Raw genomic sequence first — 12,975 nt, 5'->3', positions numbered from 1 at the left:
TTCAGAATTAGACTGGTTTGACCTTAATTCTGTTCGCGAGCAATAGCACGGTAAGCGATATCAGTACGATATTCCATGCCTTCCCAGCTGATTTCATCAACTAGTTTATAAGCACGTTGTTGCGCTTCGGTTACTGTGTTGCCAAGTGCCGTAGCACAAAGTACACGACCGCCAGCAGTTACAACGTTTTCGCCATCTTGCTTAGTCCCTGCGTGGAATACTTTCTCACCTTCAGGGTAAGTAACTTGCAAGCCGCTGATTGCATCACCTTTCGGGTAGCTATCTGGGTAGCCTTTAGCTGCTAATACAACACCGACTGCTGCACGTGGGTCGAACTCGATTGCTGTTTTATCTAGTTCTTCACGGTTAGCCGCTTCGATAAGTTCAACAAGGTCAGACTTAAGACGAAGCATCATAGGTTGTGTTTCAGGGTCGCCAAAACGACAGTTGTATTCGATTACTTTTGGCGTACCATCAGCGGTGATCATTAAACCTGCGTATAAGAAACCTGTGTAAGGGTGGCCTTCTTTTGCCATACCTTCAACCGTTGGGTTGATCACTTCGTTCATAATACGTTGGTGAATTTCATCAGTCACCACTGGAGCCGGTGAGTATGCACCCATGCCACCAGTGTTTGGACCTTGGTCACCGTTGTAAGCGCGTTTGTGGTCTTGGCTAGTTGCGAATGGCAGTACGTTTTTGCCATCAACCATCACGATGAAAGAGGCTTCTTCGCCTTCTAAGAACTCTTCGATAACTACACGGCTACCCGCTTCACCGAAGCTGTTGCCTGCAAGCATATCGCGGATAGCTTCTTCAGCTTCAAGCTCTGTCATCGCAACGATAACGCCTTTACCAGCTGCTAAGCCATCAGCTTTAACAACAATTGGCGCACCTTTTTCTTTTAGGTAAGCAAGTGCAGGGTCGATTTGTTCAAACGTTTGGTAATCAGCTGTTGGAATGTCGTGACGTGCTAAGAAGTCTTTAGTGAATGACTTAGAGCCTTCTAGCTGTGCAGCACCTGCTGTTGGGCCAAAGATAGCTAGACCGTTTTCACGGAAAGTATCAACGACACCTAAAACAAGCGGTACTTCTGGACCAACAATAGTTAACTCAACGTTGTTTTCTTTAGCAAAAGTAACTAAACCTGCCAGGTCTTCAACGTTGATAGCAACGTTTTCAAGTTTTGGCTCTAGTGCAGTACCTGCGTTACCTGGAGCAACGAAAACGGTGTTTACTTTAGTATTTTGTGCAGCCTTAAACGCAAGAGCGTGTTCGCGGCCGCCACTGCCGATGACAAGTACATTCATGGCGTATAATCCTATTTATAGCGGTTTTTTAAACTTCAGCGTCATACGATCACTTTCACCAATCGCTTTATATTTAGCAGCATCTTTTTCGTCAAGTGCTAAACGCGGTGGTAGTGTCCACACCCCTTTAGGGTGATCCGCTGTATCAAGAGGGTTTGCATTAATGTCACTGCTTGCCACTAGTTCAAAGCCAGCTTGCTTTGCAATTTCAATTACATAGCTTTGCTTCATATAACCTGATGATTTCTGATCTTCATCGCTGCGCGCTTCAGGTAGGCGGTGTTCAACCACACCTAAAGTGCCGCCTGGTTTAAGTGCTTTATAAAATGCTTTAAACGCACTTAACGCGCCTTCTTTATCTTTACCCATGTACCAGTTGTGTACATTTCTAAATGTTAAGACAAGATCTGCGCTACCCGCTGGTGCAATATCAAGATGTGTTACTGGCGCAAATTCAGTTAGTTTAACTTCACTGAAGCGTGCGTCATCGCTCATCTTTTTCTTAAAACCAGCTAATGAACGTTGGTAATAACCCACCTCAGAATCAGCAGGGAAATGTGCCGCGTAGTAAACACCATGGCCTTTTACAGCTGGCGCAAGAATTTCGCTATACCAGCCACCGCCCGGTGCAATTTCAACAACTGTCATGTTTGGCTTAAAGCCAAAGAACTCAAGTGTCTCAACTGGATGGCGATATTTATCACGTGCGCTATTTTTAGCATCACGTTCGCTTGATTGCACAGCTTGTGTAAGCGCTGATTCATGAGAATGGCTTAAAGCCTGTGCTGATGTCAGTGCAAGGCTGGCAACGAGTAACGATTTTACGGCAAATTTCATCATCTGTTCCTTCATTATATGGGTAATTATTATTATTAATCAGAATACGTGAATTTGTGGCAAACAAAAAGGGTTAAGCTATGTGCTTAACCCTTTATGTGATTAGTGGCGGAAATGGCGCATACCTGTAAATACCATTGCCATACCAGCTTCGTCAGCTGCAGCGATAACTTCTTCATCGCGCATTGAACCACCTGGTTGAATAACTGCTGTGATGCCAGCCTCTGCTGCTGCATCAATACCGTCACGGAATGGGAAGAATGCATCCGATGCCATAACTGAACCTTTTACTTCAAGGTTTTCGTCAGCAGCTTTGATACCAGCAATTTTCGCTGAGTAAACGCGGCTCATTTGACCTGCACCTACACCAATTGTCATACCGTCACGTGCATAAACAATTGCGTTAGACTTAACGAATTTAGCTACTTTCCAGCAGAATAATAAATCTTTTAATTCTTGCTCAGTTGGTTGACGCTTAGATACAACCTTAAGGTCGCCTTGCGTTACCATGCCTAGGTCGCGGTCTTGAACTAGAATACCGCCATTAACACGCTTGATGTCGTGACCTGTTGCATTACCCGTCCATTCACCACATTCTAATAAACGAACATTTTGCTTAGCAGATACGATTTGTGCAGCGGCTTCAGATACTTTAGGTGCAATGATAACTTCAACGAATTGACGAGCAACAATTGCTTCAGCTGTGTCTGCATCAAGCTCTTTGTTGAATGCGATGATGCCACCAAATGCTGATGTAGGGTCAGTTTTGAATGCGCGATCATAGGCTTCAAGAATGTTGTCACCAATTGACACACCACAAGGGTTCGCATGTTTTACGATAACACACGCTGGTACGTCGAATTCTTTTACACACTCTAATGCTGCGTCAGTGTCAGCAATGTTGTTGTAAGAAAGTGCTTTACCTTGCAGTTGAACTGCAGTCGCAACAGATGCTTCAGTTAGGTCGTTTTCAACATAAAAAGCAGCGTCTTGGTGTGAGTTCTCACCGTAGCGCATATCTTGCTTTTTAGTGAACTGCATGTTGATAGTACGTGGGAATTTAGTCTCTTCAGCAGCTTCCTCTGTGTAGTCAGGAACCATTTTGCCGAAGTAGTTTGCAATCATGCCATCGTACTGAGCTGTGTGCTCGTAAGCAGCAATAGCTAGATCAAAACGTGTTTTATAAGTTGTTGAACCGTTGTTGCTTTGCATTTCGCTGATCACACGGTCGTAATCTTTTGCATTAACTACGATAGTTACGTCTTTATGGTTTTTCGCCGCAGCGCGAACCATAGTTGGACCACCGATATCGATGTTTTCAATCGCATCTTCTAGGCTGCAGTCTTCTTTCGCAACAGTGTTTGCGAAGGGGTATAAGTTAACTACAACGATATCGATAGCAGAGATGTTGTTCTCGCTCATTACGTCTTCATCTTGACCGCGACGCGCTAAGATGCCGCCGTGAATTTTTGGATGAAGTGTTTTTACGCGACCATCCATGATCTCAGGGTGACCAGTATGGTCAGATACTTCAGTGACTTTGATGCCGTTATCAGCAAGTAATTTGCAAGTACCGCCAGTTGATAAAATATCCACGCCTTGTGCTTCAAGAGCGCGAGCAAATTCAACGATACCGGTTTTATCTGACACACTTAATAGTGCGCGACGAATTGGACGATGTGTATCCATTGTAGTTTTGATTACCTCAATGTTTGAGCTAGCTTAGAAAGGCGGTATTTTAACTGAATCTGCTTTAAAAAACGACGTTTAAAGCGTGAGGATTTTGCATAGTTTTTAACAGCTATAAAAAAAGCACCCTAAGGTGCTTTTTTCAAATAACTTATTACCAGTTACTATGAAGCTGTAAGCAATTATAACGATGGCTCGTTAAACTGATTACGGATTCAATATAACGGGTATTAGTTCATGCCGTACTTTTTAAGTTTCTTACGTAAAGTACCACGGTTGATACCTAGTAAGATTGCAGCACGAGTTTGGTTACCACGCGTGTACGTCATTACTTCTTCAAGTAATGGTGCTTCTAGCTCAGAAAGAACAAGGTCGTATACGTCTTGTACGTCTTGACCATTAAGTTGCTTTAAGTAGTGATGAACAGCTTTTTTCACTGCATCACGCAACGGCTGTGGTTTCTCGTGTGACTGTACATGAGGGTTTGTGATAAATGGAGAAGTCACGTTTTGTTCGAACATCGTTATATGTCTCTTTCTTTCTTAGTTAGCTGCTAGTGTTTTAAAGTATTCTTCTAATGCGTCGACTTGTGCCTGTGGGTTATCTAACGCATTAAATACTCGCCTAAACTGACCGTCACTGTCATGGGTTTGCAAATACCAAGATACATGCTTTCGAGCGATACGCGCTCCCATTGGCTCCCCGTAAAACTGATGAAGATTGTCTAAATGCTCCATCAAAATGCTGCGCACTTCTGAAATTTCAGGTGCTGGCAAATGTTCTCCAGTTCGCAAATAGTGGTCTATCTCCCTAAAAATCCAAGGGCGACCTTGGGCGGCTCGACCAATCATAATGGCATCTGCACCCGTATAATCCAAAACCTGCTTTGCTTTTTCTGGTGAAGTAATATCACCATTGGCAACGACAGGGATAGACACTGAACGTTTAATATCCCTAATTGTGGCGTACTCTGCTTCACCTTTATACATACATGCGCGCGTTCGCCCGTGTACTGCCAGTGAGGCAATGCCATAACGTTCAGCTATTCTCGCAATCTCGACACCATTACGGTTATCCTGATCCCATCCGGTACGGATTTTTAAAGTGACAGGGACATCGACAGCATTAACAACGGCATCGAGTATCTCTTGTACTAATTCAGGAAACTGTAATAAGGCAGAGCCTGCGAGTTTCTTATTCACTTTTTTAGCTGGGCACCCCATATTGATATCTATGATCTGTGCACCATTGCTGACATTGAATTGTGCTGCCTGTGCCATAAGCTCAGGATCGGCTCCGGCGATTTGCACCGAACGAATTCCCGACTCACCGCTGTGATCCATACGGTTCATCGATTTTTCAGTTTTCCATACTTTCGGGTTTGACGAGAGCATTTCAGAAACAGCAAGGCCCGCACCTAAGCGACGGCAAAGTTGTCTAAATGGTCTGTCTGTAATGCCTGCCATTGGCGCGACAATTACATTGTTCTCAAGTTGGTATGAACCGATACGCACTGTTATTCAATTGGCCTCTTTTCAAGGGGCGCTAAGTTTACGGCTTTTTTTACAAAAATCAAAGGCTATAAATTGAACAAAAGTGACTTTTTTTTGCCCTTTTCGTATTGACTTTTGATAACAGTTTGACGGGTAGGTTGATTTGTTTGATATTTGAACAGAAAAATTTTTTACTCACAAAAAAGTGAGAAACTACTAACTGTAAAAATAAGGTAAAGCCTGTTAAATACTGGCTTTACCTATTATGTTTGAGTAAATACTCTAGTGCTATTTAGGCTTTCTTGATGCCGCTGACTCGGGTCCATTCACCCTCAACAGCCACGTCATCAAGTGCTAAAAACGGGGCGTAAACATCGGCTACAGACTGAGCTTGTTCTTCTAAAATACCTGACATAGCAATTTTACCATTCGGTTTTAAAAGACCTAAAATCACTTCATGTAGTTCGCGAAGTGGTTGAGCTAAGATGTTTGCAACCACAATATCGGCTGTAAATTCTGGCTGATCTTCAGGTAAATACACTTCAAGTTTATCTGCAACGCCATTACGTTTTGCATTATCGCGGCTTGCTTCAAGGGCTTGAGGATCTATATCGATACCGATCATACGTTCAGCGCCGAGTTTGATCGCCGCAATTCCTAAAATACCTGAGCCACAACCAAAGTCGACCACGGTTTTACCTGTTAAATCTTGGCTTTCTAGCCATTTTAAACAAAGCGCAGTCGTTGCATGGGTGCCTGTACCAAAAGCAAGGCCAGGGTCGAGCAATACATTAACCGCATCAGGATCTGGAATATCGCGCCAGCTTGGGCAGATCCATAAGCGCTCACCGAATTGAATAGGGTGGAAGTTATCCATCCACTCACGCTCCCAATCTTTATCTTCAAGCTGTTCAATTTTATAAACGAGCTTATCGGCGAGTGTTGCTTCAGCATTTAATGTTGCTACTACGCTGTCCATATCATGGTTAGCGTCATACAGGCCAATCACAGTGGTATCAGCCCATAACTGCACAGTACCAAGTTTTGGCTCATAAATAGGGGTATCTTTGGCATCAACATAGGTGACTGACGCACTGCCAGTGTCCATGAGTAAGTCGCTGATTAATTCTGCGTTGTCTGCATTTGCGTTGATGCGAATTTGGATCCAAGCCATGAATATCTCTCGAATAGAAAAAAGGCCGCAACAGCGGCCTTTTAGTTAATAACGCGATACTAAATTACTTAGCATCTAAGAAGCTTTTTAGTAAGTCAGAGCGAGAAGGGTGACGTAATTTACGTAACGCTTTCGCTTCGATTTGACGAATACGCTCACGTGTTACGTCAAATTGTTTACCTACTTCTTCTAATGTATGGTCAGTGTTCATGTCGATACCGAAACGCATACGTAGTACTTTAGCTTCACGTGCTGTTAAGCCCGCTAGTACATCGTTTGTTGCGCCACGTAGTGATTCCATGGTTGCAGAATCAATAGGTGAGTCGATAGTGGTATCTTCAATGAAGTCACCTAAGTGCGAATCTTCATCATCACCGATTGGTGTTTCCATTGAAATTGGCTCTTTAGCGATTTTAAGTACCTTACGGATCTTGTCTTCAGGCATTAACATACGCTCAGCTAATTCTTCTGGGCTCGGCTCACGACCCATCTCTTGTAGCATTTGACGAGAGATACGGTTTAATTTGTTGATCGTCTCAATCATGTGCACAGGAATACGGATGGTACGTGCTTGGTCAGCAATCGAACGTGTGATTGCTTGACGGATCCACCATGTTGCATAAGTTGAGAACTTATAACCACGGCGGTATTCGAACTTATCAACCGCTTTCATTAGACCAATATTACCTTCTTGGATAAGGTCTAAGAACTGTAAACCACGGTTGGTGTACTTTTTCGCAATTGAAATTACAAGACGTAAGTTCGCTTCAACCATTTCTTTCTTCGCACGGCGGGCTTTCGCTTCACCAATACTCATACGACGGTTGATATCTTTAATTCGTTCGATGCTAAGACCTGTGCTTTCTTCAATTGCACTTAGTTTGCTGATGCAACGAATTATTTCTGGTTTAACTGATTCAAGTGCTACTGAGTATTTCTCGTTTGCAGCAATCTCAAGGTCAATCCAGCTTGTGTCTGTTTCGTTATTTGCAAAGTGCTTGATGAAGTTCTTTTTCGGTAACTTAGCAATTTGTACAGCTTGCTTCATGATGATACGTTCTTGTACACGAACGCGGTCCATCATTTCACGCATGTTGTTAACCATGCGGTCAAACTGTTTTGGCACTAATTTAAATGTTTTAAATAGTTCGCCGATTTCTGCAATAGCTTCAAGTGAATCAGGGTGTGAGCGACCTTTTTCTTCGAACGTTTCGCGTGCTTTGTTATAAAGCTCACGTAAGTTTTCGAAGTGAATACGGGCTTCTTCAGGATCTGGACCTGTGTCGCCATCGCTATCATCATCGCTATCATCATCACTATCTTCGTCATCATCGTCTTCGTCGTCTTCTTCGTCGAGTTGCTCTTCGTTTAACTCAGAACCGATGTGTGTTGCAGAAATTTGTGATTCGTCTTCATTATTAGGATCAAAGAAGCCAGAGATAATATCGCTTAAGCGCATTTCTTCAGCTTCGAATTTGTCCCATTGCTCTAGTAGATAAGTAATTGCTTCAGGGTATTCAGCAACTGAAATCTGTACTTGGTTAATACCTTCCTCAATACGCTTAGCGATTACGATTTCGCCTTCACGCGTAAGAAGTTCAACAGTACCCATTTCACGCATATACATACGTACAGGGTCAGTTGTTCGACCGATCTCTTTTTCTACAGTCGCAAGTGCAGCTGCCGCGGCTTCTGCTGCGTCTTCGTCTGTCGTTGTTTCTTGCATCATTAATTCATCGGCATCAGGTGCGTTTTCGCTTACCTTGATACCCATATCATTAATCATGCTAATGATATCTTCTACCTGATCTGAGTCGATAATGTCTTGTGGAAGGTGATCATTAACTTCTGCAAAAGTTAAATAACCTTGCTCTTTACCTTTTTGAATCAGAAGCTTTAATTGTGACTGAGGAGTTGGATCCATAGAGATTTATTCTTCCACTCTGAAAGTTGATACAACAGGCGCCAGCTCGCTTACTAATTAAGCGACACGAAAACTAACTAGACGCAGTGAATAGCACAGTATAACAGCATTATTCAATTCTGACTAGCTGTTGCTGCCTTTTAACGCTTGCGTCAGTAAGTGGCATTCTAGCCTTTCTTCGCTGCTTAAGCCTTGGGTCTTGTCTTTTATTAATAGGGTCTCTAGTCGATAATTTAAACACTGGTCTTCAATAAATTTAAAAGTATTTTTAAAAACCGTCTCTAAACGATCGTCATTTATTTGGTGCTGCCAAGTTGCTAGTTTCACTAGCGCGTCATATTCAGCGCCATCCCTAAATGACTCTAAAATTTGTGCCGTCGTGATACCTTCACGTTCTAGTGCTAAGTGCTGAATGCGTAAAAATAGCTCAATACCGGCTATTTTCATCTCAGCTAACTCTGGCATATAAGCAATGCTGGTCGCCAAATTTGGGTGTTGTAATAAAATACCAATCGCTTGGCGCATCGGCGTTATTTTAAATTTACGCTCAATCGCATGCTGTTGCTTTGGCGACTTAACGCGATTATTTAATTGCTCTCTTGTTCGACCAATTAAGCGGCCAAGATGTTCCAAAATATTTTCTTGGTAAAAATCACTAGGGATTTTTTCAATTAGTGGCAGGGCATCACTAAGGAGCTTTGCTTTACCTGCGTCTTGAGTAAGGTCTATCTCTTGGCTGAGTTTATTAAACAGCACCTTAGTAAAATCATCCGCTTCGCTTAACCTTGCTTCGAAAGCGTCTTTACCTTCTTGTTGTACCAGTGAATCAGGGTCTTCACCATCTGGTAAAAACACAAACTTTAACGACTTACCATCACCAAGATAAGGCAGTGCATTTTCTAGTGCACGCCAAGCAGCATCGCGGCCAGCACGGTCACCGTCGTAGCAGCAAATCACTTTATCTGTGGTTCTAAATAAAGTGTGCATATGTTCTGCGGTCGTTGCTGTGCCAAGGGCGGCAACGGCATATTCGATGCCTTGCTCAGCTAAAGCAACAACATCCATATAACCTTCAACAATTAAAATATGTTCAAGTTTTTTATGTGCTTGCTTGGCTTCGTATAAACCATATAGCTCAAAGCCTTTATGGAAAATACGGGTTTCTGGTGAGTTAAGGTATTTAGGACCTTGATCCGCTTGCATAACACGGCCACCAAAGGCAATCACCCGACCGCGTTTATCGCGAATAGGGAACATGAGTCGATCACGGAAGAAGTCAAATTGGCGACCAGGCGACTTTTCAGAGGCTAGTTTTAGTTCTACAAGCTGCTCTTTTTGTTCTTTGTTGCGGCCAAGTTGCTGGCATAGCGCTTCCCATTCACTTGGCGCATAACCAATCATGAACTTTTTCGCTGTTTCACCACTTAAACCACGGCCCTTGATATAGTCGATAACCGTTTTTGAGTTGGCATGATGCTTTAACTGATGCTGATAAAAGCGAGCAGCATGTAACATTAAATCGTAATCGGAGCGCTTTTGTTCTGCGGTGCGTTGTGGGCCTGAACTTGTGCCTTGTTCGCGAGGTACGTCTAAATTGAGCATACTCGCTAATTCTTCAATGGCGTCAACGAACTCTAATTTGTCGTATTCCATGACAAACGAAATTGCATTGCCATTGGCACCACAACCAAAGCAGTGGTAAAACTGTTTATCTTGAGAAACGGTAAATGAAGGTGATTTTTCGTTATGGAATGGGCAACAGGCTTGGTAGTCTTTACCTGCTTTTTTAAGGCCAACTCTCGAATCAATTAACTCAACAATATCTGTGCGAGCAAGTAAATCATCAATAAACTGTCGAGGGATCTTTCCGGCCATAGCTGTTGTATTTTCCTGCGCTATCTATGCGTTGTAAAATAAGATTTGAACACAATTACTGTGTTTATGAAAGACTAAAAGCAAGAAACCGAGCACTAGGCTCGGTTTGCTTGAATCATACATCTGTATGTGGGGGTTAGGCAGTTAATCGTTGCTTGATTAAGCCAGAAATCTTACCTAAATCGGCACGACCTTCAGCTTTGCTTTTGATAACTCCCATTACCTTACCCATGTCTTGCATACCCGCTGCGTTTGTATCAGCTATAGCCGAGTCAATAAGAGCAATGATTTCTTCTTCACTCAATTGTTGAGGTAAGAATTCTTCAAGTGCTTTAATCTCACTGGCTTCAATTTCAGCTAAATCTTCACGACCCGCATCAATGTACTGGGTGTAAGAATCGCGACGTTGCTTAACAAGCTTTACTAAAACAGCGGTAATACCGTCGTCGTCAAGCGTAATTTGCTCGTCAATTTCACGTTGCTTGATTGCAGCAAGTACCATGCGGATAGGTTTAAGACGTTCTTTGTCTTTTGCCTTCATCGCATCTTTTTGCGCATCTTTTAGCGTTAATAAAAGGCTCATTTATACAAGACCAAATACTGATTAGTATAATTTAACGCGACGTGCGTTATCGCGAGAAAGCTTCTTCATGTGACGCTTTACTGCAGCAGCTTTTTTACGCTTACGCTCAGCTGTTGGTTTTTCATAGTGCTCGCGACGACGAACTTCTGAAAGGATACCTGCTTTTTCACATGAACGCTTGAAGCGACGAAGTGCTACGTCAAACGGTTCGTTCTCTCTTACTTTAATTACTGGCATTAAAAATTCACCTACCTAAATAATGAGCGTTGCTCAAGTTGATCGAATAACGACCAAGTGGTTCAAAAATGGTGCGGTATTGTAATCCGAAGCAACACCACATGTAAAGAATAATATTAACAGAAACTAGGTTTGCAAAACAGAGTTAATTTGTCTCGCGTTGATATAGCCGACAAATCACTTGTCCGGCAGCTTTTTCTTTTAAAAGCATCCAGTTATCTGGAGTATCTAGGTCGCTTAGTTCGCTTTCGACCTCAACATATATAAGTGCTTGAGCAGATAGCCAGTTATTTTTTTCGAGTAAAAAACAACTTTTTTCAGCTAAGTTTTGTCGAAATGGTGGGTCAACAAAAATTAGATCAAATTGCTCGTTTTGCGTGTTTTGTTCTAATAATGAAAGGCTATTGCCTTGTTTTACGGCTGCATTATCCAATTTAAGGGTGCTAATGTTTTCTTTTAGTTGGCTAGCGGCGCCTTTATCTAGTTCGAAAAACACAGCATGATCAGCAAAGCGCGATAACGCCTCAAAACCTAAACCGCCGGAACCGGCAAAGCAATCGAGTACCGCTGCGCCTCGGGTATCTTGCATTAGCCAGTTAAATACAGTTTCTTTTATTCGGTCTGTGGTTGGGCGCAAGCCTTGCACATCTTTTACGGGTAATTTTCTACCGCGAAATTGCCCACTTATAATACGAATAAAACCATTTGCTGATTTATTGTTCGCTGCTTTAGCTTGGCGGTTAGCTGTTGATTTTTTTCTCATTTAACTCACTAATCATTGGTAACTGACCACTAGCTCAGATAATATTGTATGCAATAGCTAGCGCGTCATTTTTCTACTGCGCTAAAAGTGATAGTATTGCGACCTTAGCGATAGATGGTACCTGTTTATGTTTGGCTTAAAAGCTGAACTGTCACCAAACTATTATTCATGTAAGTTTATCAGATTTTTATAAGTGGTTATTAGCAAGTATGGCAAAAAAAAGTAAATTCCTGTCTTGGTTTGGTTTTGGCAAATCAGATAAGCAACAAGCAGAGCAAGCAGCAAAAGAGGCTGATAACCAGAAGCAAATAGAAGAACAACAGCGAATTGAAGCCGAAAAAGCAGAAGCGGAGCGTTTAGAGCAAGAGCGCATTGCGGCAGAAAACGCAGAGGCTGAGCGTCTAGAGCAAGAGCGTATCGCTGCTGAAAAAACAGAAGCGGAGCGTTTAGAGCAAGAGCGCATTGCGGCAGAAAACGCAGAGGCTGAGCGTCTAGAGCAAGAGCGTATCGCTGCAGAAAAGGCAGAGGCGGAGCGTCTAGAGCAAGAACGCATTGCGGCAGAAAAAGCAGAAGCTGAGCGTTTAGAGCAAGAACGCATTGCGGCAGAACAAGCAGAAGCTGAACGTTTAGCTCAAGAGCAGCAAGCGGCAGAACAACAACGTCAAGAACAACAAGCTCGTCTTGCTGAGCAAGAAGCAGCAATGAAATTAGAGCAAGAGCGTGCTGCAGCAGAACAGGCGCAGCGTGAAGCCGAGCAAGTTGCTGCGCAGAAGGCCGAGGCAGAACGTCTAGAGCAAGAACGTATTGCGGCAGAAAAGGCAGAAGCGGAGCGTTTAGAACAAGAACGCATTGCTGCAGAGAAGGCAGAAGCTGCTCGCTTGGAGCAAGAACGTATCGCTGCTGAACAAGCAGAGGCTGAACGTCTAGAGCAAGAACGCATTGCTGCAGAAAAGGCAGAGGCGGATCGTTTAGAACAAGAACGCATTGCTGCAGAAAAAGCAGAAGCGGATCGTCTAGAGCAAGAACGTATTGCTGCAGAGAAGGCAGAGGCGGATCGTTTAGAGCAAGAACGCATTGCTGCAGAAAAGGC

At 43.1% G+C, this 12,975-nt stretch carries 11 protein-coding genes and 1 pseudogene; 1 reads left to right on the top strand and 11 read right to left on the bottom strand.

Annotation, left to right across the window (positions count from 1 at the left end; genetic code table 11):
* Positions 1-23: 23 nt before the first annotated feature.
* The 11 genes from purD to rsmD all read right to left on the bottom strand — a co-directional run bounded on the left by purD (position 24) and on the right by rsmD (position 11,885).
* Entirely contained in the window at positions 24-1,310 is a 1,287-nt protein-coding gene (purD, locus tag VRK28_RS06195; RefSeq protein ID WP_062566446.1) for a phosphoribosylamine--glycine ligase, read from the bottom strand.
* 15 nt (positions 1,311-1,325) lie between these two features.
* On the bottom strand, positions 1,326-2,147 hold the full coding sequence (locus VRK28_RS06190) for a class I SAM-dependent methyltransferase (RefSeq protein ID WP_058585847.1): 822 nt from the start codon (positions 2,145-2,147) through the stop codon (positions 1,326-1,328).
* A gap of 102 nt (positions 2,148-2,249) precedes the next feature.
* Complete coding sequence (gene purH, locus VRK28_RS06185; RefSeq protein ID WP_054551039.1) at positions 2,250-3,836, bottom strand: bifunctional phosphoribosylaminoimidazolecarboxamide formyltransferase/IMP cyclohydrolase; 1,587 nt, start codon at positions 3,834-3,836, stop codon at positions 2,250-2,252.
* Positions 3,837-4,066: 230 nt separating this feature from the next.
* Positions 4,067-4,357, bottom strand: coding sequence for a DNA-binding transcriptional regulator Fis (fis, locus tag VRK28_RS06180; protein ID WP_002957804.1), 291 nt, complete (start codon positions 4,355-4,357; stop codon positions 4,067-4,069).
* Between the two features lie 21 nt (positions 4,358-4,378).
* Entirely contained in the window at positions 4,379-5,350 is a 972-nt protein-coding gene (dusB, locus tag VRK28_RS06175) for a tRNA dihydrouridine synthase DusB (protein WP_054560983.1), read from the bottom strand.
* 271 nt (positions 5,351-5,621) lie between these two features.
* The gene (gene prmA, locus VRK28_RS06170; protein ID WP_055020740.1) at positions 5,622-6,503 is read right to left on the bottom strand and encodes a 50S ribosomal protein L11 methyltransferase; all 882 of its coding nucleotides are present in this window, start codon (positions 6,501-6,503) and stop codon (positions 5,622-5,624) included.
* A 64-nt stretch (positions 6,504-6,567) separates the two neighbouring features.
* Positions 6,568-8,427: an RNA polymerase sigma factor RpoD gene (gene rpoD, locus VRK28_RS06165; RefSeq protein WP_062566445.1), complete on the bottom strand. Its 1,860-nt coding sequence runs from the start codon at positions 8,425-8,427 to the stop codon at positions 6,568-6,570.
* Positions 8,428-8,550: 123 nt separating this feature from the next.
* Positions 8,551-10,302 (bottom strand): DNA primase, encoded by a 1,752-nt coding sequence (dnaG, locus tag VRK28_RS06160; protein ID WP_062566444.1) that lies wholly within the window; start codon positions 10,300-10,302, stop codon positions 8,551-8,553.
* Positions 10,303-10,438: 136 nt separating this feature from the next.
* Positions 10,439-10,885 (bottom strand): GatB/YqeY domain-containing protein, encoded by a 447-nt coding sequence (locus tag VRK28_RS06155; RefSeq protein WP_054551044.1) that lies wholly within the window; start codon positions 10,883-10,885, stop codon positions 10,439-10,441.
* A gap of 21 nt (positions 10,886-10,906) precedes the next feature.
* Positions 10,907-11,122 (bottom strand): 30S ribosomal protein S21, encoded by a 216-nt coding sequence (gene rpsU, locus VRK28_RS06150; protein ID WP_002957797.1) that lies wholly within the window; start codon positions 11,120-11,122, stop codon positions 10,907-10,909.
* A 145-nt stretch (positions 11,123-11,267) separates the two neighbouring features.
* Positions 11,268-11,885 (bottom strand): 16S rRNA (guanine(966)-N(2))-methyltransferase RsmD, encoded by a 618-nt coding sequence (gene rsmD / locus VRK28_RS06145; protein ID WP_062566443.1) that lies wholly within the window; start codon positions 11,883-11,885, stop codon positions 11,268-11,270.
* A 209-nt stretch (positions 11,886-12,094) separates the two neighbouring features.
* On the opposite strand from rsmD, the pseudogene VRK28_RS06140 reads away from it, so the two are divergent.
* Positions 12,095-12,975 (top strand): annotated as a pseudogene (locus tag VRK28_RS06140) (signal recognition particle-docking protein FtsY); the annotation flags it as partial.

It is taken from the genome of Pseudoalteromonas sp. P80D2, from assembly GCF_036680945.1.
In the GTDB taxonomy this organism is placed as follows: domain Bacteria; phylum Pseudomonadota; class Gammaproteobacteria; order Enterobacterales; family Alteromonadaceae; genus Pseudoalteromonas; species Pseudoalteromonas shioyasakiensis.
This window is presented reverse-complemented; position numbering and strand designations above follow the sequence as displayed.